The organism is Mesorhizobium sp. P2_A12 (genome assembly GCF_056405075.1).
This window is the reverse complement of record NZ_JBFUCU010000010.1, coordinates 99,503-126,115: the sequence shown is the minus strand read 5'-3', so window position 1 is coordinate 126,115 and position 26,613 is coordinate 99,503. Positions and strand designations below refer to the sequence as shown.

The window sequence follows — 26,613 nt, the reverse complement described above, 5'->3', positions numbered from 1 at the left end:
CTCCGGAAGGCGCCGCGGCCAAACAAGGCGCGGTCGCGCTCAATCGGGCAGTTTGGCGGCCACGCATCTCACGACGTCAGGTGGCGAAAGGAGGTCAGTCGAAGAAGCCCGCATCCTCCTCACTGAGGTATTTCTTGGCAGCCTTGGCGTCGATATCGAGGCCTAGCCCCGGCGCTTCCAGCAGGTCCACCATGCTGTCCTTCACGATCTGCGACGGCAGCCCAATGACGAGGTCCTCCCACCAGGGGTCGGAGGCGCTCGGGTATTCGAAGGCGATGTAGTTGGCGGGCAAGGTGGCGCAAACATTGATCAGCGCGCCGAGACCGAGGAGACCGTTCGCGGTGCCGTGCGGCGCCATCAGGATCGAGTGCATATAGGCGTGCTCGGCGACCCATTTGAGCTCGGCGATGCCACCGATGTCGGCAGGATCCGGGCCGATGACGCGCACTGCCTGCGTCTCGATCAGTTCCTTGAAGTTGTGACGCAGGTAGATCTGCTCTCCCGTATGGATGGGGGTGGAGGTGGATGTCGTGAGTTCGCGGTAGGCCTGCGGATTGACCCACGGCACGTAGTCGCCCGTCAGCATGTCCTCGAGCCACATGAGATTGTATTTTTCCACCGCCTGCGCGAAGCGGATGGCGTCGGGCAGGAACCAGCCGGGGCCGCAATCCAACGCGAGCGAAACCTTGTCGCCGAGCACTTCTTTCATGGCGATGACGCAGTCGATCATATGCGCCATGCCGCGCTCGCTGATCTGCCCCTGGTCCATCGCGCCGTGATAGGTCGGCGGCTGCCGGACACCGTAATGGAAGTCGGGTACGCTCGTCTTCATGTTGGAGTGAAAGCTGATCCCCTGCTTCACCATGAAGAAGCTTTGCGGTTGCTCCATCATCCATTTGACATCCGCCGCATAGTCCTCGGGCCTGTCGCCGGTCCTTTTTTTGCGGATGGAGCCGTTATAGACCCGCACCTTGTCGCGGACCTTGCCGCCGAGCAATTTGTAGACCGGAACTCCTGCCGCCTTGCCGGCAATGTCCCACAAGGCATGCTCGATGGCGGAGACGGCGGCGCCATAGGGCTTGAACGAGCCGCGCTGGCGGATCTTCAGCATGCAGCGCTCGACGTCGGTTGGGTCCTCGCCGATCAGCGCGTCGCGAAAATGCAGCACCCAGGGCTTGAGATAAGGCTTGGTGTACTCAACCTCGCCGAGGCCATAAAGACCTTCGTCGGTGACGATGCGGACGATGGGATGCTTGCCGATGACGGCGCACCGTAGATCGGTGATCTTCATGCTTTCCCTTTCCTACACTGCCTCAAAACGTGAGGCGGTCAGCTCCAGGTCCGGTCCCAGGAATATTCGTCGTCCCAGTGGTCGGTCGGCTGCCAGATGCCTTTGACACCGTCCTGCAGGTGTTGGCTGATGACTTCATCGACCACGTCGTCGATGCCCAGGCCCGGCTTGTCGGGCACTGTGATGAACCCGTCCTTGACCAGCGGCTTGGGCAAGCCGGTGACGATATCGTCCCACCAGCCCACTTCCACGCTGTGATATTCGAGCGCCATGAAGTTTTCCGTGGCCACCGCGACATGCGCGGCGGCCATTGCCGCGATCGGGCTTTCCGCCATGTGAATGGCCATGGCAACGCCGTGGTCCTGTGCCGCGTCGCCGATCTTCTTCGTCTCGAGGATGCCGCCGGTGGTAAGCAAGTCCGGATGGATGACTGAGATGCCTGAGTTGAGCAGCGGCTCGAAGCCTTCCTTGAGGTAGATGTCCTCACCCGTGCAGATCGGCACCGACGTTGCCTCCTGCAAACGCCGATACTGGTCGGTGTACTGCCAGGGGATCACGTCCTCGAGCCAGGCGGGTGCGTATTTCTCGATCCGCCGGGCGAGACGGATGCCGTCCTGCAGCGAGACGTGGCCAACATGGTCGATGGCGAGCGGGATCTCGTAGCCGATCACCTCGCGGACCTCGTGGATATACTGATCGAGCAGGTCGATGCCCTTTTCGGTGAAGTGGAGGCCGGTGAAGGGATGCGGCACGTTCTGCGCGTCGTAAGCGGCATTGCGCGCCCGGCGCTCGTCCAGCGTGCCTGCTCGCCCGCGGCCGGCATGCGTGCGGAAACCGTCGAGCACGCCGGCCGGCGCCACCACCGCGCCTGGGATGTTGGAGATCTGTGCCAGCCCGAGGTCCATCTTGAGGAAGGTGAAACCGAGGTCCATCCGCGCCTTGAGCCGCTTTCCGGTCTCGGTGCCACTGGGCCTCTCAGCGTCGGTGTCGCAATAGACACGCACCGTGTCGCGGAACCGTCCTCCGAGCATCTGGTAGATCGGCACGCCATAGGCCTTGCCGGCGAGGTCCCAGAGGGCGATCTCGATTGCCGAGACACCACCACCCTGCCGCCCATGACCGCCAAATTGCTTGATGCGCCGGAACAGTCGATCGATGTCGCAAGGGTTCTCGCCAAGCAACCGTCTCTTCAGCATCAGCGCATAGGTGGCGCTGGCACCGTCGCGCACCTCGCCAAGGCCGACAATGCCCTGGTTGGTGTAGATCTTGATAAGCGCGGAGGTGAACGGCGCGCCGACGATTTCGGCGACGCGCAGGTCGGTGATGCGCAGGTCACTCGGCTTGGAATTCGTGTTCACCCGACTGAGCGCCCCGTCGGCTCCACCTGTCTTTGGCATGACTTATCCTCATTGTGGTCGGCGGGCTTTGTCGAAAGCGCGCCTTGGGCAGCACGGAGCGTGGCTAGCCCAGCTCTATCTCGTTGGCCTGCAGGTAGTCGCGGTTCATCTCAACGCCGAGACCAGGCTTCGACGTCAGCTTGAGGTTGCCGTTCGTGACGTCGAGCGGTCTGTCGATGAGGTGATCGTATTTGCCCAGGTTCCACTCCGACGTTTCGAGCTTGTAAAAGTTAGGCACGGTCATCATCACCTGCGCTCCCGCAACCACGTTGATCGGCCCGGCGGCGTCATGCGGCGAGACCGGGATGTAATAGGCCTCGCACAGGGCGGAAATCTTCTTCAGTTCGGTAATGCCGCCGGTCCAGGTAACGTCCGGCATGATGTAGTCAGCGAGCTTGTTCTCGAGCACCGGCACGAAATCCCACTTCGTGTGGCCGCGCTCGCCCCATGAGATAGCGGCACTGACTTTCTCACGCACCTGCTTGAGGGCGTTGAGGCTCTCTGGCGGGCAAGGCTCCTCAAACCAGTCGATCTGGCCGGCTTCCTCGAGGCTACGGCACAGGCGAATGGCGGTGGGAACGTCGAAGCGGCCATGCGCGTCGATCAGGATGTCGACATCGGGGCCCGCCGTTTCGCGGATCAGCGCCGTGAGTTCGGCCGCTTCGCGCTCATCCTTGCGGGTCATGCTGCCATCGAGGTAGCCGTCCCGCTGTTCGCGGGACAGACCATCGGGGGTGCGACCCTGATGGGGGAAAGGGTCGAACTTGAGCCCGGCGTGCCCGGACTCGACGATGTCTCGAATTTCGCGGACCACAGCCTCCTTGCTGGTAAATTTGGCCTGGTTGGGATGGGTGTAGAGCGCGATTTCATCGCGTACCGGTCCGCCCAGCAGTTCGTAGATCGGCTTGCCAAGGACTTTGCCGCGGATATCCCAGAGGGCGATGTCGATGGCGCTCACGCATTCGACGGCGGCGCCGCGGCTGCCCATATAGGTGAAGCTGCGGAAAATCTTGTGCCAGAGGTGCTCGATGCGCGCCGGATCCTCGCCGGTCACGGCGATGCCGATCTGCCGAAGGATCGTGCAGAGAGCGCGGTTGGCGAGCCTGGTGGTGGTTGTGATCTCTCCCCAGCCGCTCACCCCCTCATCGGTCGTCACTTCGACGAACAGGTACTCTCCCCAATATGAAGCATCGGACTTGATCAGCCACGGCCGAACGCTCGTGATTTTCATCTCTCAACTACCTTCATCTGATTGTCAGGCTAACGATGTTCCAGATTGGAAATTCTATCCGGCCCGAGCGGCGTTGCGCGCACGCATCTGTTCGAGAACATGCCGGCCGGAACCCTCGACATGGCGGGAAATGAGGTCGGCGGCCTTGTCTGCCTCTCCCGCCTTCACGAGTGCGATAAGTTCGCGATGCTCGCGAAGGATTGCGGCCCGCCTTGCGAGCGTGAAATTGAAACGCCGGCTCACGGCCCGCAGCACTTCGCGATGCTTCCACCAGAGCTCGGCGGCATGGCGGTTGTAATGCCGCTGGTACATCACGGTGTGGAAGGCGGTATCCAGCTCACTGTGCCTGAACGTGTCGGCAAAGTTGTTCTCTTCAATCAGGCCTTGGATACGTTCGAGTTCGGCAATGTCTTCGACGGTCGCCATATTCACAAACCATCGCGTCAGGGCTGGCTCGATCAGGACTCCGATCTCGTAGATATCCCGGACAAAATCCTGATCTATGGGCCGGACTCGCGCCCCGCGGTTGGCGACAAAGGTGACGAAGCCCTCCCCGCGCAACAGCTGCAGAGCCTCGCGCACGGGGTTGGTCGAGGTGCCGTGACGCCGGGCGAGTTCGGTCACCACAAGCCGCTCGTTGGCGGCGAGCCGCCCCTCGATGATGTCTTCCCTGATCAGCTCATAAAGCGAGGCTCCCTCGCTGGAGGCCCCGATGGGGTCAATCCCCGCGGGTGGCTCTGCTTTAAAATCGCTTGTATCGGCCAAGGCCGGCTCCCCAATTCAATACACACTTTAATCGATATCACGCACGGTTTCCATAAACAATGTACGATTTATCGCGTTGACAGACAATCCACGATCTGAAAACGTACAAAGTGCTCGAAGGGATACACAGAACAGGAAGACGTTCCGCGATCGAACGAGCAAAGACCGCTTGCCTCGACGCAGAGCGGCATGGGAGAGAACCTGGAGGATACCTATGACGAGGATTACACTCGGTGGTGCCGTCCTGCGCGGCACCGTCTCCACTGCTTTAGTGGTATCGCTGTCCGCGTCGGCGCTGGGTGCGCCGCCGGTCGATTTGAGCAAGTGGTCGCCGGAATATGTGCGTTCCATTGCGGGCACACAGGATTTTGATACGGCCGCCGATTGCGGCAAAGTCACCCCCCTCGACTACAAGGGGCGACTGACCTTCTGGTATCAGGGCGTGTTCGAGGGCGATCCCGACCTCCTGCGCCAGTACTACAAGGACTTCTTCGAGACCTTCCGCAAGACCTATCCAAACATCCAGCTCGAGGAACAAGCCCTCACCTACAACGACCTTCTCGACAAGTTCCGCACCGCGCTCCTGGGCAACGCCGCGCCGATGGCGGTTCGCCTGCAAATCCTGGGTGGTACCGAGTTCGCCGCAAAGGGATATCTGCAGCCGCTCAAGCCCGAGGATGTGGGGTATTCGACCGAGGATTTCTGGCCCGGCGCCATGAAGGCGGTGACCTGGGACGGAGTGACCTACGGTATTCCGACCAACAACGAGACGATGGCGTTCATCTGGAACGCCGACATCTTCAAGCGTGCCGGCCTCGATCCGGACAAGGCGCCAGCGACCTGGGATGACGTGGTCAAATATTCCAAGCAGATCCACGACAAGCTCGGCATTTCCGGTTACGGCCTCGTGGCTCGCAAGAATGCCGGCAACACGCCATACCGCTTCATGCCGCAACTGTGGGCCTATGGCGGCGGCGTCTTCGACGAAGCCACCGCAAACCCGACCTATAAGGAGGTCGAACTCAATAGCCCGCAGAGCAAGGCGGCGCTGCAAGCCTCGTACGATATGTATGTTCGCGACAAGTCGGTTCCAGTGTCGGCACTCACCAACCAGCAGGCCGATAACCAGCCGCTGTTCCTCGCCGGCCAACTCGGCATGATGGTCTCGCACCCGTCCGACTACAACGTCATGCTAGACCTGCAGAAAAAGGCGACGGGCACCGACAAGGACAAGGCGCAGACCGTCATCGACAACATGCGCTACGGCCTGATTCCGACTGGCCCAGACGGCAAGCGGGCGGTTGTATTCGGCGGCTCGAACATTCACATCCTGAAGCCCGAATATGTCGAGGGCGGCAAGGTGGACGAGCCGGCTGCAAAGGCCATCATCTGCATGTGGACGAGCCCTGAATGGTCGCTGAAGATGGCCTACGCCGGCTCGAACCCGGGCAACCTCAACGGCTTCAAGACCAAATGGATGAAGGAACGTCTGGACAGCATCAAGTTCCTCGATGTCACGACGTCGATGCTGCCATACGGCATCCCGTTTCCAGCGCTGCCGCAGTCTCCCGAGATCATGAACATCATCGTCCCGGACATGCTGCAGAATGCCCTGACCGGAGCGATGACCGTCGACCAGGCAGCGGACGACGCGGCCGAAAAGGTGAAGAGCCTGGTAGAGGGCAAGCTCTAGTTTGAACCTAACTTACGATCCGACCGGCCGCACCGACGGTGCAGCCGGTTCGTTCTAAGGAAAATAAGGGCGCGCCACAGTGACGATCGTGACCGGTAAGGCCGAGGCTCGCCGAAGATTGCAATCCGGTTGGTCCGGCGTGTTCTGGAAGATATGGGAGCATCGCGCCGACTACGCGTACGTGCTCCCGGCGATCGCCGTGATGCTCATCGTCATCGCCTATCCGATCTATTACACAATCGAGCTGTCGTTTTTTAAGACGCCGCCTGGCCTACAGCTTCGCGACAAGATCTACGTCGGCTTCGACAACTACACGAACATCCTCACCAGTCCGGTGTTCTGGAAAGTCACCTGGAACACGATGATCTGGACACTGGCATCAACTTTCATCTCCTTTGTCCTGGGGTTTGGCTCCGCGCTGGCGCTCCACCGCGACTTTATCGGCCGCGGCGTCCTGCGCGCTATCCTGATCATTCCCTGGGTTATCAGCGCGGTCGCCGCCTCCTACATCTGGAAGTGGATCTACCATTCGGACTTCGGGGTCATCGGTGCGGTGCTGGTCGGTCTCGGATTGGCCGACCGGCCGCCGAATTTCATCGACAACGTCAGCACGGTGCTGCCCTCCCTGATCGTCGTCAATATCTGGCGCGAGTTTCCGTTTGCCATGATCATGATGATGGCCGGCCTGCAGACGGTCCCCGAACAGCTGCTGAGCGCCGCAAAAGTCGACGGGGCCAGTGCCTGGCAGCGCTTCTGGCACGTTACCTTCCCGCATCTGGGCAGCGTCTCGACGGTGACCATCCTGCTGCTCGCAGTGGCCAACTTCAATTCCTTCATCATCCCCTGGATCATGACCGGCGGCGGGCCGTCCAACGCATCGCATATCTGGATCACCCACATCTATGAGCTCGCCTTCGGACGCCAGCTCTGGGGCGTGGCATCGGCCTATTCGGTGCTCCTGTTCCTCATCCTGATGACGCTGGGCTACTTCTATGTCCGAGCGCTAAGCGGCAACGAACGTAAAGAGGGGAGCGCATGAGCACGATTGCCGAGACAGCCCCTCGGAGTCAGACCCGTCGCCGCATGCGCGTCGACGGATGGCGGTGGGCCGGACGCATCTTCCTTGTGTTCATGCTGCTTTACACCGCATTGCCGATGATCTGGATGCTGCTCACCTCGATCAAGTCCGGCTTCGCGGCGATGCAATTCCCGCCGCAATGGTGGCCAGACGAGCCTACCCTCGCCAGCTACCAGAAGCTGCTCGATCCGCAGAACAGCGTCGGCCAAGACTTCCTCCGCTTCTTCTGGAACAGCCTTTTCGTGTCGACCGTCACGACGATCCTTTCGGTGATCGTGGCTGTCCCGGCGGCCTACGCCTTCTCGCGCTTCCGTTTCCCTGGCCGGAACTTCCTGTTCTTCGCTGTGCTGCTGCGCAACATGTTCCCGGCGGTGATCTTTCTCGTGCCGCTGTTCATATTGATGCGCATGCTCGGGCTGGTGAACACGCATGGCTCGCTGATCCTCACCTATCTCACTTTCGGCCTGCCGCTGGCGATCTGGCTGCTCAAGGGCTTCTACGACAACATCCCGGTGCAGCTCGAGCAGGCGGCGCGCATCGATGGGGCAACGCGGTTCCAGGCCTTCATCCTGATCGTGATGCCGCTTTCGACGCCCGGGATCATCGCCACGGCGATCTATTCCTTCATCGGCGCGTGGAACGAGTACATCTACGCCTACACCTTCCTTTCCAAGAACGAGCAGTTGACCTTGCCGGTCGGCATCCAGCGCTTCTTCTCAGAAAACACGACGGACTTTCCGGGCCTGATGGCGGCCAGCTTTATGATGAGCGTGCCCGTCGTCGTGTTGTTCCTCGTCCTGCAGCGATACTTCGTACGCGCCCTTACAGAAGGCGCGGTCAAACACTAGGGAGTTGCCGATGGCCCACGTGGTCCTCAAAGATCTCGTCAAGACCTATGGCGGCTTCAAAGCTGTCAACAACGTTTCGCTGACGGTCAACGACGGCGAGTTCGTTGCGCTCGTCGGTCCTTCAGGCTGCGGCAAGACAACCACGCTCAATCTCGTTGCGGGGCTGATCCCGATCACGTCGGGCGACATCGTCATCGGCGACCGGGTGGTCAACGACCTCGACCCCAAGGACCGGGACATCGCAATGGTGTTCCAGAACTACGCGCTCTACCCGCAGAAATCGGTCTACAAGAACCTGGCGTTCCCGCTGCAGATGCGCAAACTGCCCAGGGACGAGATCGACAAGAAGGTCAAGGACGCAGCGCGAGTGCTCGACATGACGCACTTGCTCGAGCGCAAGCCGCGCGAACTTTCCGGCGGGCAGCAGCAGCGTGTAGCTCTGGGCCGTGCCCTCGTCCGCGACCCGGCCGTGTTCCTCATGGACGAGCCGCTCTCCAACCTCGATGCCAAGCTGCGCGTGCAAATGCGGTCGGAGATCAAGCGCTTCCACCAGGACCTCAAGGCGACGATCATCTATGTGACGCACGACCAGCTCGAAGCGGTTACCATGGCCGACAAGATGGCGGTGATGAACGGCGGCTTCCTGCAGCAATACGATTCACCGGCGCAGGTCTTTGCCCATCCGATGAACATGTTCGTCGCAAGCTTCATCGGCAGCCCGGCGATGAGTCTTATTCCGCTGCAGGCATCGACAGCGAACGGCAACGCCGTGTTGACCAGCGCGGAGGGCTGGAGCCTCGAGCTCTCGCCGCGCAACGCGCGCAAAGTCGCGGGGGCAACGACCAAGAAAGTCGTGCTCGGCGCACGTCACTCGACGATCAAGCTCCACAAGAGTGCAGTGCCAGGCAGCGTCCCGGCAAAGGCCTACACGGTGGAGCCGACCGGCGACGTCACCTTCGTTCAGGCGTTCCTGTCCGGCGCGATCGTCAATGTCAGCGTGCCGCCGACCATTGCCGTCGCGCCCGATGAGCAGATCTGGCTCGAGTTCGACCAGGAGCGCATGCATCTGTTCGACGGCGAAACTGAAATGGCCCTCAAGGCCGATTGAGACCGGGCGGATGCTTGTGGGACGTGGGCTTGGATGACTACGAAGCTTAAGATTACTGCGATCAAGCCCTATCCGGTGTGGGTTGGAACGCGCAACCAGATGCTCGTCAAGGTCGAGACCGATCACGGCATTTTCGGCTGGGGCGAGAGCGGCTTGAGCGGTCGCGAGAGGGCCGTGGCCGGCGCGGTCGAGCACTATCGCGAGTTTCTCATCGGCCGCGATCCCATGCAGATCGGGCGGATCTGGCAGGAAGTCTATCGCAGCCAGTACTTCGAAGGCGGGCGCGTTCTGCAGGCGGCGATTTCCGCCATCGACATCGCCCTTCACGACATCAAGGGCAAGGCGCTTGGAGTGCCGGTCTACGAACTGCTCGGCGGCAAGCAGCGTGACCGCATCCCCACCTTCGCCTCGACCGGAGACGAGGCCGAGGGCGATGTTGCCATCGAACGAGCCCGCGAACTGCGCGCACAAGGGTGGCAGGCGATCCGCTTCTTCCCCGTCGGGCAAAGTAGCAGGGACATCTTCGAGCCTCGCGAGTCGATCGGCGTTACCGCGACCATGCTGAACAAGGCGCGCGAGGCGCTGGGCGACGACGTCGTCCTCGGCATCGACTATCACCATCGGCTGTCGGTGGCCGAGGCGGCGAGCTTCTGCAACAAGCTCGGCCGTGGCGTGCTTGATTTCCTCGAGGAGCCGATACGTGACGAGACACCGGAGGCCTACGAATCCTTGCGGACGATGACTGACATCCCCTTTGCCATCGGCGAGGAATTTGCCAGCAAGTGGCAGTTCCTGCCCTACATCGAGCGCGGCATCCATCAGTTCAACCGGCTCGATATTTGCAATGTCGGCGGGTTCACCGAGGCGATGAAAGTCGCTGGCTGGAGCGAGGCGCACTATGTGGACCTGATGCCGCACAATCCCCTTGGCCCAGTGTGCACGGCCGCGACCGTGCATCTCGCCGCCGCGGTACCCAACTTCGCATGGCTTGAGACCCGGGCGCCCGAAAGAAAGCTGGGCTTCAACAATTCCGACTTCTTCCCTGTGCAACCACAGCTCGACGGACCCGACTATCCAGTCAGCGACCTGCCGGGGCTCGGCGTCGAGGTCAACGAAGAGGCAGTCCAGGCGGAGAGCTTTCGTTTTTGGGAAGCGCCTCACCTTAAGCGCCGCGACGGTTCTGTTACGAACTGGTAGTTCCATCCACCGGAGTCTAAAATGACGCATACCCCCGACATTACGCGGCCGCCTAAAGACCTGATCGACGCGCTAAGGGAAATCGGCGCCGCGACGGTTGCCGGCACGCTTGGCCACATGGGTTTCCGCAATCCGCACATGGTTGGTCCCGTGCCGCAGAACCGCGGAAAGTCGATCGTCGGGCCGGCGCTGACGCTGCAGTTCCTGCCGCAACGGCCGGACCTCTTCAACGAGGGAGAATATGCCGATCCGGAAACGCAACTGCACCGGCACGTGCTCTATCACGCGCAGGAGGGCGACGTGGTCGTGGTCGACGCGCGTGGCGACATGAGCTCTGGCGTCTTCGGCGATATGATGTCGACGTATTTCAAGGGCAGAGGCGGCGCGGGTATCGTCATCGATGGATGCATGCGCGACCGGCCCAATGTAGAAAAGCTCGATCTGCCGCTATGGCTGCGCGGCTGGACGCCAAATTATCATGTGCAGACCAGCATCTATCCCAATGCCGTCAACGTTCCGATTGCCTGTGGCGGCGTCACGGTGATCCCCGGCGACATCATCGTCGCCGACGACGACGGGGTGGTGGTGCTTCCCGTGGCAATGGCCGCAAAAGTGATCGATGAATCGCAGAAGCATCACGATTGGGAGGAGTTCTCACGAGCGAAGCTCATGGAAGGCGGGTCCTTGCAACGATATTATCCTCTGCATGACGATGCCCGCGGAGAGTACGAGGCGTGGCGCAAAGCCAACTCCAGATCTTGATAAACGGGACGTTGGTCGCGTCTTTCCATACGTGACAACGCATCAAACTACCTCTGAAGGCGCCTGCGCCTAAGTTTGATCGCGAGCACTGTTACGACGGAATTTTCGAACGGCACGTTCGGGCGAAGTGGTCGAGATCTCCACTGGTGGAAGAGACAGGCGGGGCTCGGCTTTTATCCGAGACTGACCACAACCTTGCCGAACGGCCCGCGCCGCTGGTGCGCGAACGCCTCGTGGACATCCTCGAACGGGTAAACGGCATCGATCACCGGTCTGACGCCCAGCGCCTCGATTGCCACGTTCATGCGCTCGAACTGCCGCCGGGAGCCCGTGGCGATGCCTTGAAGTGTAATGCGGTTGCGTGTGAGCACCGGCGTCGGCACGGACAACTCGGTACCCGCAAGCTGACCGATGAGGGACACCCGCCCGCCCGCTGCCACCGTCTCGATCGATTGCCGCAGATTGGCGTCGCCGATCAGTTCCAGCACATGGTCCACCCCGCGCCCGCTCGTGAGAGCCCGCACCTCTGCGGTCCAGTCGGGGTTGGTGCTGGTGTCGACGCAGAGCTTTGCCCCTAGCATCCGGGCGCGTTCGAGCTTCTCGGCGTGGCGCGATAGCAGGATAGGCACCTGCCCGAAGGCCAGCGCGAATTGCAACGCAAATAGTGCCACGCCGCCGGTTCCTTCGATGAGCACGGTCGTACCCGGTCGCGACCGGCCGAACTCGACCAACGCCGACCAGGCGGTAAGCGCCGCGATCGGCAACGTCGCGGCTTCCTGGTCGCTGAGTGAAACCGGCGCCAGCACCGCGGCGTCCTCGCCCAACACAACTTCGCGCGCCAGCACGCCCGGCAGCGACACCCCCAGCGTCTGCTTGTGCAACACCGTCGGCGCATCGCCGTCGGGCCAATCTGCAATGACCTGACCCAATACACGGTCGCCGACGCGGAAACGCGTCACTTCGGGCCCGATCGCGACCACTTCGCCCACTGCGTCCGACACCGGTACGAAAGGCAGCGACATCGCCGGCAGCTTGCCATCGATCAACAGCAGGTCCTTGAAGTTGAGCGCCACCGCACGCACCGCGACCAACAGCGCGCGCCGGCCGACCGACGGCAACGGCACCGTCTTGCGCACCAGCTTGTCGAGCCCGAACCCGGTCATGTACCAGGCTTCAGTCATGTCGCCCATCTCGCATCTCCAACCTTGTTCGGGCTGTATTACCATTGCGCACTAAGCTACAATGATGCGAATTCGTCGGAAGATCGTTGCTGAAAGCTCTACAATGGGTCTGGTACCTGGCAGCCTTGACGGTGCCCTCGCCTTCGTCCAAGTGGTCGATGCGGGCAGCTTTACCGCCGCGGCGGCGCGGTTACGCCTGACCAAATCGGCCGTCGGTCGCAAGGTACTGCAACTCGAGCAGCGGCTGGGCGCGCGCCTGCTCAACCGCACAACTCGCCGCTTGAGCCTGACGGCCGATGGCGAAATCTACTACGAGGCATGTCGGCGCGCATTTGCTGGGCTCGGCGAGGCACAGGACCTCATTGCCGCCGGACGACAGGTGCCGGCGGGCGTCGTGCGGCTCACTCTGCCGCTCGCCTTTGGCCGCCGCTGGGTGGCGCCGGTGCTGTTCGGGCTAGCCAAGGTCCATCCGGCGCTCCGGCTCGAGATCGGCTTCGATGACCGCCGCACCGACCTCGTCGACGACGGCATCGACCTCGCAGTACGGGTCGGCCCTATCGAGGACAATGCCTCACTGACCGCTCGACGGCTGGGCACGCAGCGCTCGCTGTTGTGCGCCAGTCCGGCCTACTTGGCCACGGCTGGAACGCCTGCCGATATCCCGGGGCTGAGGCAGCATGCGCTGCTGGTCTACGGCCGGCGCGATTTCACCAACCCATGGCCACTGCCCGATGGCGTTACTGGAACCATGCTTTACCAGCCGCAACCCAAGCTAATGATCGGCGACGGCGATGCGCTGCTGCAAGCGGCGGTCGCCGGCTGCGGCATTGCCTTCCTGCCCGACTGGCTCGCGGGCGACAGCCTGCGTCTCGGCGAGTTGGTGCCGGTGCTGATGAGCTCGTCTGTGGAGACAGCGCCGATCCACCTGCTGTGGAGCGCCGGCCGCGTCGTGCCGCCGCGTATGCGGGTGATCATCGACACGTTGGTTGCCCACGCTGCTTTGCTGAAGGAAGGGATACGAACCGTCGCCACGCCTTCCATGCCGGGGTCTTGAGGCGCCGCCAGCGAAAAATGAGAACGCCCGTCACCGTGAGGCAGCGGCCCCCCTGGGACGCCAAATTGGCGACACCAATGAAGCGGCGGCGCTAGGCGTGGCGACAGTCTCCCGGCTCCCAAAATGGCGTGCTGGCAGCGGGCGGTCGGCGCTTTGCTCCTGGTCCGATTCACAACCCACTTCAATAATTCCGACCAGTGCGCGAACAAATTCGACCATATCGTTTGCCGTGATTGCTGCCTTGTCGGGACTTTGCCCAACGTTCTCGGCAGCTTCGCAACATGAGCGGCGAATGAGATCGTAGTGTAAATCCCTTTCATCCTCCGGCAACGCGGCCAATTTCATTGCCCTGCGATGAATCAATCGCAGCAATTGTTCGAGAGCTGTTCCGACACTCATGCGTTTGCTCCGCATTGGTCGAGCGTCCCGCGGCTCCAAGGGCGCGCGTTGGAACGTCGATGAGGAGGGTGTTCCCCGTCCCCATGGAGGAAAGGTTGCATCACAGCCGTTAATATATCGTTGCTGGCTAATATAAGACGCTCGTTCCATCGACCCGCGTGGGGCGGAGACTGATCTTGTTGATGAAGGTAACGTTGCAAAATCCGGGCCCGTCCAAACGCAACAACTGTGGTACACGCGGCTCTCCAAGCGAACTCGGCCCTGCAACGTGAGAATCCCATGCGAACAGTGTTGCGCACCCTCTTCCTCGGCCTCGCCGCGGCCAGTCTGTCGCCCGCCTGGGCCGCCGCCGGCGATTGCGGCGATGTTGTCGCCCTGGTGCAGCAGGCCTATCCCAAGGCCAAGAGGAGCGTCGACGGCGCTTCGCTGACACTCGAACCCCATATCAGCATCCCCCTGATGCTCACGGACTACGAAACCCCAGTTGGCCTGGTCTGCAAGATCTGGCCTGCGCATGATGACCTGCTTCTGGTCGCAGTGCCGCTGATGGACAGCGTTGAAGCCAGCGAAGACAGGCATGTTGGCGATATTGAGCTTCTGGTCGTCGACAGGAAGAGCCTGGGCGTGCGCCAGCGCCTGCTCCAGCCCGGCCTGATGACCGATGACGCCATCGCCATTCGCAACGTCGAATTCGATACCGGTCGCTATCGGTTGGCACCCGATGTCTCCGCCTTTGGCTTGCGTATCGAACTGGCAACCCATTCGCAGGTCACTCCTTTCGACGAAACCGGCCTGCGACTCTATGCCGTTGCCGGCGACACCCTGCGCTTGGTGCTCGGCGGCCTAGCCGTGGCCGGCCATGGCGGCGAAGGCGACGCGAGTTGCGCCGGATCCTTTCATTCCAGCCAGGTCAGCCTGGCGATGAGCGCGGCGAGCCACCACGGCTATCACGACATCACAGCGATCGAGCAGGCGGATACCGACGAACCCTTGCCCGACAAGTACGGCGAGTGCCAGTCTCATCCAGGCAAGTCCGTGAAGCGGACCTACCGGCTACGCTACGACGGCACCCACTATCCGGTTCCGGCGGCGCTCAAGGCAATGGAGCCGTGAGAAAGCCGCTCGCGTCGAGAAGGCCTGCTTGCACGCGGAGGGCCGCCGCGCGATAGATGTGTTGGTTTGGGAGGATACATGCGGAAAATCTTGGCATCGGCATTGCTGCTGGCGGTTGCGTCGTTAGCTCACCCCGCCCTGGCGCTGGACAGCAGCGGCACACCCGTCGTCGTGACGCCGCTGGCATCGCGCACGACGACCGCTTCCGGCCAGCCGATCACGCTGCCGCAGAAGAACGTGCAGGTTCTGGTGTCGACCTATGACATCGCACCGGGTGCGACCTTGCCGGTCCATAGACACCCCTTCCCGCGCTACGCCTATGTTCAGGCCGGGACACTGAAGGTCACCAATGTCGAGACCGGCAACAGCAACACCTACAAGACCGGAGATTTCATCATCGAGATGATCGGCCAATGGCACCAGGCCACCAACATCGGCGATGGTCCGGTCAAGCTGCTGGTGATCGACCAGGTCGAGGAAGGCGCCAAGAACACGGAGTTGCGCCAGTAGCGGCCAAGGCCGACGCGCCTTTGCTACAAGGTTAGCCCCAGGCGCCGACCATCTGCCGTGTCGTGGCGTTCAGCCGGTTGAAGGCATTGGCCAGGGCGATCTGGATGACCAGGGCGGCGAGCGCCTTTTCATCGTAATGCCGGGCGGCCTCGTCCCAGACGTCGTCCGGCACCGCGTCGGGCCGGTCGGCGAGCCGTGTGCCGGCCTCGGCCAGCGCCAAGGCCGCGCGCTCGGCATCGGTGAAGTACGGCGTCTCCCGCCATGCCGCGAGGGCAAAGATGCGCTCGTCCTTTTCGCCGGCCTTCTTCAACTCGCGCGCATGCATGTCGACGCAGAGGCTGCAGGCGTTGATCTGACTGGCGCGCAGATGGATGAGCTTGCGCGTCACATAGGGCAATTCGGCCGCTTCGGTCGACTTGTACAACGCCAGCAGCGCCTGCAGGGAGCCTGGAATGAGGATCACCGGATTCTTGATCCTTGCTTGCATGGTCTTTCTCCTTTTTGAAGGGTTTCGTCAGGGCGTGTCTCGGGCCCGGATGCCGCGCATCCAGGCTTTCTGAGTTCGGATAGTGAGATTAATAACCGTCCGGTTATGATTATTCCATAACTCAACGGTTATTTGACTGTCAAGCGCGGAGTTTGCCGTCTGGCCCAAATGGCCACGCGCTGTTCACGCTTTCGCGCCAACCGGCCCGATGCTAGGGCTTGCGGCGACATCATCGATTGGATTGCCCCTTGACCAAAGAAACTCGCCTGCCGCTGATCGAAATCTGCGTCGAAGGCATTGATGGCCTGCTGGCCGCGCAGGCGGCCGGCGCCGATCGGGTCGAACTGTGCGCCAGCCTTATTGAAGGCGGCATCACGCCGAGCCTCGGCACGGTGCGCGCCGCCCTCCACCAGGCGACCGTGCCGTTCCATGTCATGGTGCGGCCACGCGGCGGCGATTTTCTCTACAGCAAAACCGAGTACGCCTCGATGCTCGCCGATGTCGCAGCGCTGCGCGAGCTCGGCGTGCCCGGCGTGGTGTTTGGCTGCCTGAACGCCGATGGCACCATCGACGAGGCGCGCATGGGTGAATTGACGCAAGCCGCCGGCTCCTTGAACGTCACCTGCCACCGTGCCTTCGACATGACCCGCGACCCCGCCGAGGCGCTCGAAGCTCTGATCCGCAGCAAGGTTGGCCGCGTGCTCACCAGCGGCCAGCGCGACACGGCGGTCGAGGGCATGTCGCTGTTGGCGGATCTGGTTCGACAGGCCGGGGACCGCATCGTCATCCTCGGCTGTGGCGGGCTTGACCTCGGCAACATCGCCGAAGTGCGCAGAAGGACCGGGTTGTCAGAAATGCATTTCGCCGCCCTCAAGGATGTGCCGAGCGCCATGGATTACCGCAACCCGCATGTCGGCATGGGCGGCTCCGACCTCGACCGCGAATACCGCAACACCTTGACCGACACGAATCTCGTGGCGGCCACTATTGCGGCTGCCAAGGCATGAGCGTAACCGCTACCCCGATCAGCCTCGTATCGGCCGAAGACGAAGCGGCGATCCTCGCGCTCAACAACGAGCACGCAGCCGAACTATCATGGCTGGAGCCCGAACGGCTGTCTTTCCTGCTCGGCGAGGCGTTTTACACGCGGCGTATTGGCGATCTCGAAGCCTTCATCATGACCTTCGACCAGGACGCACGCTACGACAGCCCGAATTTCGTCTGGTTCCGCGAACGCTACCCCCGCTTCGTTTATGTCGACCGTGTCGTCGTGGCGGCGCAAGCGCGTGGCCGCGGCCATGCGCGCCGGCTCTATCAGGATCTGTTCGGCCAAGTTGAGCGCGCCGGCCACACGCTGGTCACCTGCGAGGTCAACACCGACCCGCCGAACCCCGCCTCGGATGCCTTCCACGCCGCGCTTGGCTTCGCGGAAGCGGGCGACGCCGTCATCCACGGCGGCAAGAAGGCGGTGCGCTACTACATCAGACGGATTTCCGACTGATACATCAGGCGAATCTCCGCCTGATCCCGCTGGCGCTGGCCACGCAAAGAAGCCGCAGCTAATATCAATGTTTCCGCCAACCGGAGGAAACGCGATGCCGAGCAACGTCTTCCGCTTCGACGAAAGCTGGCACATCCCCGAGGGCACGCCGCAGGAAGTCTGGGAGGTGCTCTCGGATGCCGAATTGCTGCCGCTGTGGTGGGGCGACGTCTACAAAGAGGTGGTTCCGCTCGACAGGAAGGGCAAGGCGACCATCGGTTCGCGCGCAAGGGCACGGGCTCGCGGCGCCCTGCCCTACGAGCTGAACTTCATCATCGAGGCCGCCGAACTCGAACCCGGCAGGCTGGTGGTGGTGAAAACCCTTGGCGATTTCGACGGGCTGTGGCGGGCGGAATTGTCGCCGTCCGGCACCGGCACCCATGTGCAATTGACCTGGCAGGTCACAGTGCTGCGGCCGATCCTCAAATTTCTCGCACCGCTGCTGCGGCAGGCCTTCGCCTGGAACGATCGCTGGACGACGCCGCGCGGCGAAGCCGGCCTCAAGCGGTATCTGACGGACAAGAAGCGTCGGTCGGCTTAGCGCCAACAGCGCCACGGCATTACCAGTTGCGGTTGAGCCATTCGCGTGCCGGTCGCTCGATGACGTAGTAGCTGCAGAGCGCGCAGACAAAGACCCCGGCCAGCATCGGGATCGGGGCGCTGCCTTGCTCATAGACGAATTTGTAGAACGGCTGCTGCCACAGATAGAGCGAGTAGGACCACAGCCCAAGCGTCGCCATCGGCCAGGAGGACAGCAATCCGGTCAGATAGCGCGGGCTGAAATCGAGTGCGTTGACGGCCAGCGCCAGCAGCGGCACCGCGAAGAGATAGTGGATCGGTGTCGGCACCGGATCGAGGAACAACAGAACGGCGCAGATCGAGGCCGCCAGCGCCACATGCTTGCCGCGGAACACCGCCGGCAGCCGGCCGTCGGCCTTGAGCAGGCAGATCGAGGCCGACAGCAGGATCGACGCGATATGCACATCGGTGCGCCAGTAGGTGGTTTCGTAGTCCATCCCGAACACCCAGTACGAAACCGCGCCGTTGGCCATAGCAAGCAAGGCGAGCGCCAGGAGCAGCACGACGACGCGAGAGCGGCTTGAGACGACGACGCTGATCAGCGCCAGGATGATATAGGCATGCTCCTCGATGCAGAGCGACCAGATATGGTCGAGCGCCCCCGCCCGCGTAACGAGAATGCCGGCATAATTGTAGGTGAATGTCAGCGCCGTCAGAGCCGCCTTCCATTTGAAGGCGATGAAGGTACCGGAGAGCGCAATCATCGCGACGATCACGAAGACCAGAAGCGCCGGATAAATGCGGGAGAAGCGGCGCTTGAAGAATTTCTTCAGCGGGTAGCGCTCGATGAACAGGATCTCGCCCATCAGCCGGCCACTGAGCACGAAGAAGAATTCGACGCCCAGCACGCCCAGATTGATTCCGGGAACGGGAAAGAAATGGCCGATCAGCACCAGGGCGATCGACAGGCCGCGCCAGCCATCGAGATAGGCCAGTCTTGTCCTGGCCGCTCTCTCGGCGGTCGATCGGGGCAGAACCATGCTGGTCGCGGAAATTTCGGACATGCCGATCCCTTCGCATTGGACATGCGAAAGGGCATGGCGGTACACGCTCCAAACCCCGTTCGCATTCCCGCCCGACCACATATTGCAGTGCGAGATAAATTTGTGCAAGTGCGAGATTGCCGCCGAAGCAGGTACAGGGAAAGTATGTGCCGGAATTGCTTCAAGCAAAAATGGTGGCAGGGAATTCCCTCAGGGACTGGACCGTTTGCGGTCGCCGCACGCGAAAAAGGGGCCGCTGTGGCCCCTTTTCTTGTCCGCGACTGATGGTGTCAGGCGGTGGCGGCCGCCACCGCGCGCTTGGCCATCACCGCGATCAGATTGGCGCGGTAATCGGCCGAGGCGTGGATGTCTGTCATCAAATTCTTCGCCGGTATCTTCACGCCATCGAGCGCCGCGGCCGCGAAATTCTTGGCCAGTGCTGCCTCGATCTCCTTCGAGCGGAAGACGCCGTCATCGCCGGCGCCGGTGACGGCGACGCTGACGCCATCCTTGCCCTTGGCCACGAACACGCCGACGATCGCATAGCGCGATGCCGGGTTGCGGAATTTTTCGTAGGCCGCCTTGGCCGGCGCGGTGAAGCTTACCGCGGTGACGATCTCGCCGTCCTTCAACGACGTCTCGAACAGACCCTTGAAGAACTTGTCGGCTGATATCTCGCGCTTGTTGGTGACGATGGTGGCGCCCAGCGCCAGCAGCGCCGCCGGATAGTCGGCCGCCGGATCGTTGTTGGCGATCGAGCCGCCGATCGTCCCCCGGTGGCGCACCGCCGGATCGCCGATCAGCGACGCCAGATGGGCAAGCGCCGGGCAGGCCTTCTTCAGCTTCTCGTCATTGGCAACGTCAAAATGCGTGGTGGCGGCACCGATGGTGACCGTCTTGCCCGACACCTTGACGCCCTGCAGCTCCTTGATCTTCGACAGGTCGACAAGGTCGGAGGGCGCGGCAAGCCGCGTCTTCATCGCCGGGATCAGCGTCATGCCGCCCGAAAGCAGCTTGGCATCGCCCGTCTTGATCAGCTTGGCGGCGTCTGCGACCGAGGCGGCGCGGTGATAATTGACCGAATACATTGCTTCCTCCTCAGTGTTTCGTCGTCGCGCGGATCGCTGCCCACACGGTGGACGGCGATGCCGGCATGGCAAGATCGTTGCTGCCGATGGCGTCGGTGATGGCGTTGATCACCGCCGGCGGCGAGCCGATGGCGCCGGCCTCGCCGCAGCCCTTGATGCCGAGCGGATTGCCTGGGCATGGCGTGTTCGAGGTCGAGACCTTGAACGACGGCAGGTCGCCGGCGCGCGGCATGGTGTAGTCCATGTAGCTCGCGGTCAGCAGCTGGCCGCTGTTGTCATAGTGGGCGCCTTCGAGCAGTGCCTGGCCGATGCCTTGCGCCAGTCCGCCATGCACCTGGCCCTCGACGATCATCGGGTTGATGATGTTGCCGAAATCATCGGCGGCGACGAACTGGATGATCTCGGTCATGCCGGTCTCCGGGTCGACCTCGACCTCGCAGATGTAGCAGCCGGCCGGGAAGGTGAAGTTCGACGGATCATAGAAGGCCGTCTCCTTCAAACCGGGCTCCATGCCGCCCGGCAGATTGTGGGCGGTGTAGGCGGCGAGCGCCATCTGGAACCATGGCACGTTCTTGTCGGTGCCGGCGACCTTCAGCGCGCCGTTCTCGATGACAATGTCGCCCTCGTCCGCCTCGAGCAAATGGGCGGCGATCTTCTTGGCCTTGGCCTCGACCTTGTCGAGCGCCTTGACGATGGCCGACATGCCGACCGCGCCGGAGCGCGAGCCATAGGTGCCCATGCCCATCTGCACCTTGTCGGTGTCGCCATGGACGATGGAAACGGAATCGAGCGGCACGCCGAAGCGCTCGTTTACCAGTTGCGCGAAGGTCGTCTCATGGCCCTGGCCGTGGCTGTGCGAGCCGGTCAGCACCTCGATCGTGCCGACGGCATTGACGCGCACTTCCGCCGATTCCCACAAGCCGACGCCGGCGCCAAGACTGCCCACGGCCGCCGACGGCGCGATGCCGCAGGCCTCAATGTAGCAGCTCATGCCGATGCCGCGCAGCAGCCCCTTCTTGGCGGCGGCAGCCTTGCGCTTGGCAAAGCCGGCATAGTCCGACGCCTTCATCGCCGCGTCGAGCGAAGCGGCATAGTCGCCGGCGTCGTAGCACATGATGACCGGCGTCTGGTGCGGGAACGAGGTGATGAAGTTCTTGCGGCGCAACTCGGCAGGTGAGACGCCGAACTGGCGCGCGGCGGTCTCCATCATGCGTTCCATGACGAAGGTTGCTTCCGGCCGCCCTGCCCCGCGATAGGCATCCACGGGTGCGGTGTTGGTGTAGATCGCCTTCACATTGGCGTGGATGGCCGGGATGTTGTACTGGCCCGACAGCAGCGTCGCATAGAGGTAGGTCGGCGTCGCCGACGAGAACAGCGACATGTAGGCGCCGAGATTGGCCTTGGTTTCGACCTTCAGGCCGAGGATCTTGTGATCGTTGTCGAAAGCCATTTCGGCATGGGTGTGATGGTCACGGCCATGTGCGTCGGTGAGAAAACTCTCGGTGCGGTCGGCCACCCATTTGACCGGCACCCCGGTCTTCTTCGACGCCCACAGGCAGACGATCTCTTCGGGATAGATGTAGATCTTCGAACCGAAGCCGCCGCCGACATCAGGCGCTATGACGCGCAGCTTGTTTTCCGGCGCGACATTGTAGAAGGCGCTCATCACCAGCCGCGCCACATGCGGGTTCTGTGACGTCGTCCAGCAGGTGTAGTGGTCCTCGGCCTTGTCGTAGTGGCCAAGAGCCGCGCGCGGCTCCATGGCGTTGGGCACGAGGCGATTGTTGATGATATCCATCTTGACAACATGGGCCGCCTTCCTGAACGCCGCGGCCGTCTCGTCGGCATTGCCGATATCCCAGTCGAAGATCAGATTGTTGTCGGCCTCGGGGTGGATCTGCGGTGCGCCCTTGTCCATCGCCTTCGAGGCATCGACGACGGCCTTCAGCTCCTTGTAGGTGATCTCGACCGCCTCGGCGGCATCACGCGCCTGCCCTTTGGTCTCGGCCACGACGATGACAACGGCATCGCCGACATAACGGACCCGGTCGAAAGCGAGTGGCGACCACGCCCCCATCTTCATCGGCGAACCATCCTTGGAGTGGATCATCCAGCCGCAGATGAGGTTGCCGATGCCGTCGGCCTTGAGCTCCTTGCCGGTCAGCACGCCAATGACGCCGGGCATCGCTTGAGCCTTCTTGACGTCGATCTTCTTGATCTGCGCGTGCGCGTGCGGGCTGCGCACGAAGGCTGCGTGCTTCATGCCGGGAACCACCATGTCGTCGACATAGCGGCCGGCGCCGGTGATGAATCGTTTGTCTTCCTTGCGCGCGACCCGAGCGCCAACACCTTCAATGCCCATCAGAAATTCCTCCCGAAATGCTGAAATAGTGAGTAGCGAATAGCGAATTGTGGTGAGTTGGCGTTTTGTCAGACCGCTGACTATTCGCTACTCCCTGTTCGCTACCCACTTCCTTCTCACGCCGCTTGCCTGGCCTTGCCCTTCGACCCCTTGGACATCGTCTTCGATGCGGCAAGGATCGCCTTCACGATGTTGTGGTAGCCGGTGCAGCGGCAGATGTTGCCTTCGAGCTCGGTGCGTACCGTCGCTTCGTCGAGGCCTTCGGGGTGACGGTTGATCATGTCGGTCGCCGTCATGATCATGCCCGGCGTGCAGAACCCACACTGCAGCCCGTGATGCTCCTTGAAGGCGGCCTGCACCGGATGCAGATCGGCGCCATTGGCCAGGCCCTCGATCGTCACCACGGTCGAGCCGGAGGCCTGTACCGCGAGCATTGAGCAGGATTTGACCGCCTTGCCGTCGACATGGACGACGCAGGCGCCGCATTGCGAGGTGTCGCAACCGACATGCGTTCCGGTAAGGCCGAGATTTTCGCGCAGGAAGTGAACCAGAAGCGTTCGATCCTCGGCAGCGCCGCTGACCCGTTTTCCGTTCACCATCAACGAAACGTCCGACATGCTTCCTCCCTGGGTATCAACCTTGGTCATCACGCTTCCGACGCGGTGTTGCCGCTTCGGCCATGGTTATTCGTACACTGCACAATGGACAAAAAACAGCGCGTCGCAAACTCGTTACATTGTACTTTCGGTCATGGGCTGGGCCCAAACGCGCGGCCCCGGTCGCCCATTGCCAAAACAGGGTTTGAGGGCAACAATGTTATCAGACGCCCGCGCGCCCGACGCGCATAAAACAGCGTCGGAGGAAATGCGGAGAACACCGCTGGCCAGTTCACGGACGCGCTATGCATGCGGCCTGTCGGCGCTCACCACGGATGAGCCCGACATGGACGCATTCGCCAAGGCGATCGCGTTGGAGGCCGCGGCAATCGACGCCGGCTTCGCGCTGCTGTTCTTTTCCCAGAGCCTGGTCGAGGCCGACACCCTTTCCCAGGCGCTCATGACCCACGCGCCGGCGCTTCATCACGCGGGCTGCTCGACCGCCGGCGAGATCACGCCGCAAGGTCTCGAGGATGGCCATGTGCTCGCCATGCTCCTTCCGTCCGCCGCGTTCACCGCCGTCAGCGTGATGGTCGACAATCTGTCCTCGTCGGGCATGGACAGGATCACCGGTGAGGTCGAGGCTTTGCGGCGGTCGCTGCGCGCGCGCCTGGGTTGCGACCGCACCAAAGGCACCTTCGCGCTCTGCTTCATCGACGGGCTTTCCTATGCCGAGGAAGCAGTGAGTTCGGCCATCCATTGGGGCCTCGACGACATACCGCTGCTCGGCGGCTCGGCCGGCGACGACCTGAAGTTCGAGACGACGCGCCTCATCTCGAACGGCGACGTCACCTCCGACAGCGCCATCATCGTGCTGATCGCCACCGAAATCCCTTTCCACGTCTTCAAGACCGACAATTTCGTTCCCACCGATGAAAAGCTGGTGGTGACGGCGGCCGATCCAGATCACCGCATCGTGCGCGAGTTCAACGCCACCAATGCGGCGGAGGAATATGCCGCATCCGTCGGCATCGTCGCGCAGACACTGACGCCGCTGAGTTTTGCCTCGCATCCGGTGGTGGTGAAGGTGGGCGGCGAATACTATTGCCGGTCGATCCAGAAGATGCATCCCGATGGCTCGCTGTCGTTCTTCTGCGCCATAGACGATGGTGTCGTCCTGTCGATCGCCCAACCCAAGGATATGGTCGAATCGACGCGCGCGGCGCTCAGGGATGTCGAGGAGCGGCTTGGCGGCATCGACTTGATCCTCGGCTTCGACTGCGTGCTGCGCCGCCTGGACGCGCGCAACCGCCAGGTGTTTCGCGATATCTCGGAGCTCTACCGGGTCAACAATGTCATCGGCTTCGGCACCTATGGCGAACAATATCGGTCGATGCATTTGAACCAGACCTTCACCGGTATCGCCTTTGGCGAACGACAGGCGGCGGAATAAGATGCCGCTCAGGGACATAAACGATCTTGAAAAGCTGAAGAAGATCAATGCCGCACTGGTCAGCCGCGTCGAGCGGTCGATGGACCAGCAGGGTAATGCCTTCTCGCTGTTCCAGACCGCGATTTCGCTGGAAAATCGCGTGCGCACGCGCACCGAGGAGCTGCATTCGACCTTGCGCCGGCTGGAGCAGTCGAACATCGACCTCAGCGCCGCCAAGGAAAACGCCGAACTGGCGAACCTGTCCAAGACCCGCTTCCTCGCCGCCGCCAGTCACGACGTGTTGCAGCCGCTGAACGCGGCCCACCTCTCCGTTTCGGCGCTGGCCGAAGTACAGACCAGTGACGAGGGCAGGAAGCTGGTGCGGCAGGTCGAGCGCTCGCTGGAGACGATGGAGGACCTGCTGCGCACCCTGCTCGACATCTCCAAGCTCGACGCCGGTGTGGTGCAACCCGACATCGGCGACGTCAGCCTGGAGGCGCTGTTCTCGTCGCTGCGCTCGGATTTCCTGCCGGTGGCGGAACTGAAGGGATTGTCGCTGAAATTCCGGCCGGTCAACGCCGTGGTCCGCTCCGACCGCACGCTGCTGCGCCGCATCCTGCAGAACATTCTCTCCAATGCGCTGGGCTACACACGCTCGGGCGGCGTGCTGGTCGGCACCAGGCATCGCGGCGATACCATCCGCATCGACGTCGCCGATACCGGCTGCGGCATTCCCGAAGACCAGCGCGAAGCGGTGTTCGAGGAATTCCATCGCGGCACCTCATCGGCCAATGCGGAGCTGGACGGCGGCGGGCTCGGGCTTGGGCTTGCCATCGTGCGCCGCATGGCCAGCGCGCTCAGCCATCCCGTGACATTTTCATCCAAGGTCGGGCGCGGCACGATCTTCCACATCGACGTTCCGGTCGGCATCGGCGCCCGGGCCGACGCCATCGCCAGCAGCGCCGACATGGAACGGCCGCGCGGCTACGGCCTGTTCGGCACCAAGGTGCTGCTGATCGAGAACGATGTCGAGGTGCTGCAGGCCATGACCTTCCTGCTCGAACGCTGGCAATGCCTGGTGCGGGCCGCGACCTCGACCGACGACGCCCTCGACATGCTGGGTGATACCGACTGGGTGCCCGACATCGTCATTGCCGACCAGCATCTCGACGGCGGCGATCTCGGCACAGCCACCATCGCCGAGGTCCGTGACTATCTCGGCCGCGCCGTGCCGGCGCTGATCGTCACCGCCGACAGTTCCGAAGCCGTCGCCAAGGCAGCGCGCGCCGGCGGCATCGAACTGATGCGCAAGCCCCTGAAGCCGGCACAATTGCGCGCCCTGCTGGCGCATTTGTTGGCTTAGCCCTTCTCCCGCATTGTCGGATCGTCTGAAGGGAGCCGCGCCCCGCAATAAATCTGTGGATATTTCAATTGTGACGATCTGGTGTCGTATCGCCAAAGTGAAGGAGGAGTATCTGTAAGCAATTGGGTCGGGGGAATTCATGAACCGGTTGCTTGTTGGCGCGGCTTTTCTTGCCGCTGGTGTATTCGGCGCGGATGCATATTTCGCCTCGTACGTTAGCAGAAGTGCAGGGATAGACGCTCTTGCGCAAGAGACGCAAGTCACTTCGCCTCAACCTGGTGCGTCCACGGGCTTCGGCAATGGTGGAGCAGCACTGGGCAACGGGCAGCCGGCGGACGACGCGTCAACGTTACCCGCCTCGGCACCCGCAACGGATGCGCCGGGAGATGCGGCGACAGCCGGGGCCGATAGCCCGGACGCGGCGGCCAAGGTCGGCACCGAGCCGACGGATGCCGCCGCAACCGACAGCGCGGCAGCGCCCGAGGATCCGGCCACGGCACAAGCGGCAACCGCTACCGCTCAAGCCGAAAGTGGCGATCCCGAGGCCGTCGGCGCG

25 protein-coding genes are annotated in these 26,613 nt (G+C 62.4%); 14 read left to right on the top strand and 11 right to left on the bottom strand.

All coding sequences use genetic code 11. The annotated features are described in order from the left end of the window. Positions 1–94: 94 nt before the first annotated feature. The 4 genes from AC1DZU_RS21575 to AC1DZU_RS21560 all read right to left on the bottom strand — a co-directional run bounded on the left by AC1DZU_RS21575 (position 95) and on the right by AC1DZU_RS21560 (position 4,684). Positions 95–1,291 (bottom strand): mandelate racemase/muconate lactonizing enzyme family protein, encoded by a 1,197-nt coding sequence (locus AC1DZU_RS21575; protein ID WP_477288133.1) that lies wholly within the window; start codon positions 1,289–1,291, stop codon positions 95–97. A 38-nt stretch (positions 1,292–1,329) separates the two neighbouring features. Then, positions 1,330–2,688: a mandelate racemase/muconate lactonizing enzyme family protein gene (locus AC1DZU_RS21570; RefSeq protein ID WP_477288131.1), complete on the bottom strand. Its 1,359-nt coding sequence runs from the start codon at positions 2,686–2,688 to the stop codon at positions 1,330–1,332. 64 nt (positions 2,689–2,752) lie between these two features. Continuing rightward, the gene (locus tag AC1DZU_RS21565; RefSeq protein ID WP_477288129.1) at positions 2,753–3,919 is read right to left on the bottom strand and encodes a mandelate racemase/muconate lactonizing enzyme family protein; all 1,167 of its coding nucleotides are present in this window, start codon (positions 3,917–3,919) and stop codon (positions 2,753–2,755) included. A 54-nt stretch (positions 3,920–3,973) separates the two neighbouring features. Then, the gene (locus tag AC1DZU_RS21560) at positions 3,974–4,684 is read right to left on the bottom strand and encodes a GntR family transcriptional regulator (protein ID WP_477288127.1); all 711 of its coding nucleotides are present in this window, start codon (positions 4,682–4,684) and stop codon (positions 3,974–3,976) included. Positions 4,685–4,898: 214 nt separating this feature from the next. Here AC1DZU_RS21560 and AC1DZU_RS21555 point away from each other — a divergent pair, with 214 nt between their 5' ends. The 6 genes from AC1DZU_RS21555 (at position 4,899) to AC1DZU_RS21530 (ending at position 11,370) form a co-directional block, all read left to right on the top strand. Further along, positions 4,899–6,377, top strand: a complete 1,479-nt coding sequence (locus tag AC1DZU_RS21555) for an ABC transporter substrate-binding protein (RefSeq protein ID WP_477288125.1) — start codon at positions 4,899–4,901, stop codon at positions 6,375–6,377. A 79-nt stretch (positions 6,378–6,456) separates the two neighbouring features. After that, positions 6,457–7,416 (top strand): carbohydrate ABC transporter permease, encoded by a 960-nt coding sequence (locus tag AC1DZU_RS21550; RefSeq protein ID WP_477288123.1) that lies wholly within the window; start codon positions 6,457–6,459, stop codon positions 7,414–7,416. Next, positions 7,413–8,303, top strand: coding sequence for a carbohydrate ABC transporter permease (locus AC1DZU_RS21545; RefSeq protein ID WP_477288121.1), 891 nt, complete (start codon positions 7,413–7,415; stop codon positions 8,301–8,303). Before AC1DZU_RS21550 ends, AC1DZU_RS21545 begins: the two co-directional genes overlap by 4 nt. A gap of 10 nt (positions 8,304–8,313) precedes the next feature. After that, complete coding sequence (locus AC1DZU_RS21540; protein WP_477288119.1) at positions 8,314–9,411, top strand: ABC transporter ATP-binding protein; 1,098 nt, start codon at positions 8,314–8,316, stop codon at positions 9,409–9,411. Between the two features lie 33 nt (positions 9,412–9,444). Next, positions 9,445–10,608, top strand: coding sequence for a mandelate racemase/muconate lactonizing enzyme family protein (locus AC1DZU_RS21535; RefSeq protein WP_477288117.1), 1,164 nt, complete (start codon positions 9,445–9,447; stop codon positions 10,606–10,608). Between the two features lie 21 nt (positions 10,609–10,629). After that, positions 10,630–11,370, top strand: coding sequence for a ribonuclease activity regulator RraA (locus tag AC1DZU_RS21530; protein ID WP_477288115.1), 741 nt, complete (start codon positions 10,630–10,632; stop codon positions 11,368–11,370). A 173-nt stretch (positions 11,371–11,543) separates the two neighbouring features. Here AC1DZU_RS21530 and AC1DZU_RS21525 read toward each other — a convergent pair whose 3' ends face one another. Next, on the bottom strand, positions 11,544–12,560 hold the full coding sequence (locus tag AC1DZU_RS21525) for a zinc-dependent alcohol dehydrogenase family protein (protein ID WP_477288113.1): 1,017 nt from the start codon (positions 12,558–12,560) through the stop codon (positions 11,544–11,546). Between the two features lie 94 nt (positions 12,561–12,654). On the opposite strand from AC1DZU_RS21525, the gene AC1DZU_RS21520 reads away from it, so the two are divergent. Continuing rightward, positions 12,655–13,605 (top strand): LysR family transcriptional regulator, encoded by a 951-nt coding sequence (locus AC1DZU_RS21520; RefSeq protein ID WP_477288111.1) that lies wholly within the window; start codon positions 12,655–12,657, stop codon positions 13,603–13,605. 30 nt (positions 13,606–13,635) lie between these two features. Here AC1DZU_RS21520 and AC1DZU_RS21515 read toward each other — a convergent pair whose 3' ends face one another. Further along, on the bottom strand, positions 13,636–14,004 hold the full coding sequence (locus AC1DZU_RS21515; protein WP_477288109.1) for a hypothetical protein: 369 nt from the start codon (positions 14,002–14,004) through the stop codon (positions 13,636–13,638). A gap of 279 nt (positions 14,005–14,283) precedes the next feature. Between AC1DZU_RS21515 and AC1DZU_RS21510 the strand changes: the two genes are divergently transcribed. Then, a complete protein-coding gene (locus tag AC1DZU_RS21510) occupies positions 14,284–15,117 on the top strand; it encodes a PA3715 family protein (RefSeq protein ID WP_477288107.1) in 834 nt (277 codons plus the stop codon). Positions 15,118–15,195: 78 nt separating this feature from the next. Further along, positions 15,196–15,627 (top strand): cupin domain-containing protein, encoded by a 432-nt coding sequence (locus AC1DZU_RS21505; protein ID WP_477288105.1) that lies wholly within the window; start codon positions 15,196–15,198, stop codon positions 15,625–15,627. Positions 15,628–15,658: 31 nt separating this feature from the next. Here AC1DZU_RS21505 and AC1DZU_RS21500 read toward each other — a convergent pair whose 3' ends face one another. Beyond that, complete coding sequence (locus AC1DZU_RS21500; protein WP_477288104.1) at positions 15,659–16,114, bottom strand: carboxymuconolactone decarboxylase family protein; 456 nt, start codon at positions 16,112–16,114, stop codon at positions 15,659–15,661. A 248-nt stretch (positions 16,115–16,362) separates the two neighbouring features. Here AC1DZU_RS21500 and AC1DZU_RS21495 point away from each other — a divergent pair, with 248 nt between their 5' ends. The 3 genes from AC1DZU_RS21495 (at position 16,363) to AC1DZU_RS21485 (ending at position 18,195) form a co-directional block, all read left to right on the top strand. After that, entirely contained in the window at positions 16,363–17,121 is a 759-nt protein-coding gene (locus AC1DZU_RS21495; protein WP_477288102.1) for a copper homeostasis protein CutC, read from the top strand. Next, positions 17,118–17,615, top strand: a complete 498-nt coding sequence (locus AC1DZU_RS21490; protein ID WP_477288100.1) for a GNAT family N-acetyltransferase — start codon at positions 17,118–17,120, stop codon at positions 17,613–17,615. The genes AC1DZU_RS21495 and AC1DZU_RS21490 overlap by 4 nt, the downstream gene beginning before the upstream one ends. A 94-nt stretch (positions 17,616–17,709) precedes the next feature. Then, positions 17,710–18,195, top strand: a complete 486-nt coding sequence (locus AC1DZU_RS21485; RefSeq protein WP_477288098.1) for an SRPBCC family protein — start codon at positions 17,710–17,712, stop codon at positions 18,193–18,195. 19 nt (positions 18,196–18,214) lie between these two features. Here the strand turns inward: AC1DZU_RS21485 and AC1DZU_RS21480 are convergent, their stop codons facing one another. The 4 genes from AC1DZU_RS21480 to AC1DZU_RS21465 all read right to left on the bottom strand — a co-directional run bounded on the left by AC1DZU_RS21480 (position 18,215) and on the right by AC1DZU_RS21465 (position 23,283). Continuing rightward, complete coding sequence (locus AC1DZU_RS21480; protein WP_477288096.1) at positions 18,215–19,237, bottom strand: acyltransferase family protein; 1,023 nt, start codon at positions 19,235–19,237, stop codon at positions 18,215–18,217. A 269-nt stretch (positions 19,238–19,506) separates the two neighbouring features. After that, on the bottom strand, positions 19,507–20,304 hold the full coding sequence (locus AC1DZU_RS21475) for an FAD binding domain-containing protein (RefSeq protein WP_477288094.1): 798 nt from the start codon (positions 20,302–20,304) through the stop codon (positions 19,507–19,509). Between the two features lie 10 nt (positions 20,305–20,314). Further along, positions 20,315–22,666: a xanthine dehydrogenase family protein molybdopterin-binding subunit gene (locus AC1DZU_RS21470; RefSeq protein WP_477288092.1), complete on the bottom strand. Its 2,352-nt coding sequence runs from the start codon at positions 22,664–22,666 to the stop codon at positions 20,315–20,317. Positions 22,667–22,782: 116 nt separating this feature from the next. Further along, positions 22,783–23,283 (bottom strand): (2Fe-2S)-binding protein, encoded by a 501-nt coding sequence (locus AC1DZU_RS21465; protein ID WP_095088065.1) that lies wholly within the window; start codon positions 23,281–23,283, stop codon positions 22,783–22,785. Positions 23,284–23,530: 247 nt separating this feature from the next. Between AC1DZU_RS21465 and AC1DZU_RS21460 the strand changes: the two genes are divergently transcribed. Next, positions 23,531–24,715, top strand: a complete 1,185-nt coding sequence (locus tag AC1DZU_RS21460) for an FIST N-terminal domain-containing protein (RefSeq protein WP_477288090.1) — start codon at positions 23,531–23,533, stop codon at positions 24,713–24,715. Between the two features lies 1 nt (position 24,716). Next, positions 24,717–26,057, top strand: a complete 1,341-nt coding sequence (locus AC1DZU_RS21455; RefSeq protein WP_477288088.1) for a hybrid sensor histidine kinase/response regulator — start codon at positions 24,717–24,719, stop codon at positions 26,055–26,057. The last annotated feature ends 556 nt before the right edge of the window (positions 26,058–26,613 follow it).

Excerpts from the sequence above, each read along its gene's own strand:
- AC1DZU_RS21520 (WP_477288111.1), top strand. The coding sequence starts at position 12,655 with ATGGGTCTGGTACCTGGCAGCCTTGACGGTGCCCTCGCCTTCGTCCAA.
- AC1DZU_RS21510 (WP_477288107.1), top strand. The coding sequence starts at position 14,284 with ATGCGAACAGTGTTGCGCACCCTCTTCCTCGGCCTCGCCGCGGCCAGT.
- AC1DZU_RS21505 (WP_477288105.1), top strand. The coding sequence starts at position 15,196 with ATGCGGAAAATCTTGGCATCGGCATTGCTGCTGGCGGTTGCGTCGTTA.
- AC1DZU_RS21575 (WP_477288133.1), bottom strand. The coding sequence starts at position 1,291 with ATGAAGATCACCGATCTACGGTGCGCCGTCATCGGCAAGCATCCCATC.
- AC1DZU_RS21555 (WP_477288125.1), top strand. The coding sequence starts at position 4,899 with ATGACGAGGATTACACTCGGTGGTGCCGTCCTGCGCGGCACCGTCTCC.
- AC1DZU_RS21460 (WP_477288090.1), top strand. The coding sequence starts at position 23,531 with ATGCGGAGAACACCGCTGGCCAGTTCACGGACGCGCTATGCATGCGGC.
- AC1DZU_RS21565 (WP_477288129.1), bottom strand. The coding sequence starts at position 3,919 with ATGAAAATCACGAGCGTTCGGCCGTGGCTGATCAAGTCCGATGCTTCA.
- AC1DZU_RS21570 (WP_477288131.1), bottom strand. The coding sequence starts at position 2,688 with ATGCCAAAGACAGGTGGAGCCGACGGGGCGCTCAGTCGGGTGAACACG.
- AC1DZU_RS21545 (WP_477288121.1), top strand. The coding sequence starts at position 7,413 with ATGAGCACGATTGCCGAGACAGCCCCTCGGAGTCAGACCCGTCGCCGC.
- AC1DZU_RS21490 (WP_477288100.1), top strand. The coding sequence starts at position 17,118 with ATGAGCGTAACCGCTACCCCGATCAGCCTCGTATCGGCCGAAGACGAA.
- AC1DZU_RS21515 (WP_477288109.1), bottom strand. The coding sequence starts at position 14,004 with ATGAGTGTCGGAACAGCTCTCGAACAATTGCTGCGATTGATTCATCGC.
- AC1DZU_RS21540 (WP_477288119.1), top strand. The coding sequence starts at position 8,314 with ATGGCCCACGTGGTCCTCAAAGATCTCGTCAAGACCTATGGCGGCTTC.
- AC1DZU_RS21455 (WP_477288088.1), top strand. The coding sequence starts at position 24,717 with ATGCCGCTCAGGGACATAAACGATCTTGAAAAGCTGAAGAAGATCAAT.
- AC1DZU_RS21535 (WP_477288117.1), top strand. The coding sequence starts at position 9,445 with ATGACTACGAAGCTTAAGATTACTGCGATCAAGCCCTATCCGGTGTGG.
- AC1DZU_RS21485 (WP_477288098.1), top strand. The coding sequence starts at position 17,710 with ATGCCGAGCAACGTCTTCCGCTTCGACGAAAGCTGGCACATCCCCGAG.
- AC1DZU_RS21470 (WP_477288092.1), bottom strand. The coding sequence starts at position 22,666 with ATGGGCATTGAAGGTGTTGGCGCTCGGGTCGCGCGCAAGGAAGACAAA.
- AC1DZU_RS21525 (WP_477288113.1), bottom strand. The coding sequence starts at position 12,560 with ATGGGCGACATGACTGAAGCCTGGTACATGACCGGGTTCGGGCTCGAC.
- AC1DZU_RS21500 (WP_477288104.1), bottom strand. The coding sequence starts at position 16,114 with ATGCAAGCAAGGATCAAGAATCCGGTGATCCTCATTCCAGGCTCCCTG.
- AC1DZU_RS21480 (WP_477288096.1), bottom strand. The coding sequence starts at position 19,237 with ATGTCCGAAATTTCCGCGACCAGCATGGTTCTGCCCCGATCGACCGCC.
- AC1DZU_RS21465 (WP_095088065.1), bottom strand. The coding sequence starts at position 23,283 with ATGTCGGACGTTTCGTTGATGGTGAACGGAAAACGGGTCAGCGGCGCT.
- AC1DZU_RS21530 (WP_477288115.1), top strand. The coding sequence starts at position 10,630 with ATGACGCATACCCCCGACATTACGCGGCCGCCTAAAGACCTGATCGAC.
- AC1DZU_RS21475 (WP_477288094.1), bottom strand. The coding sequence starts at position 20,304 with ATGTATTCGGTCAATTATCACCGCGCCGCCTCGGTCGCAGACGCCGCC.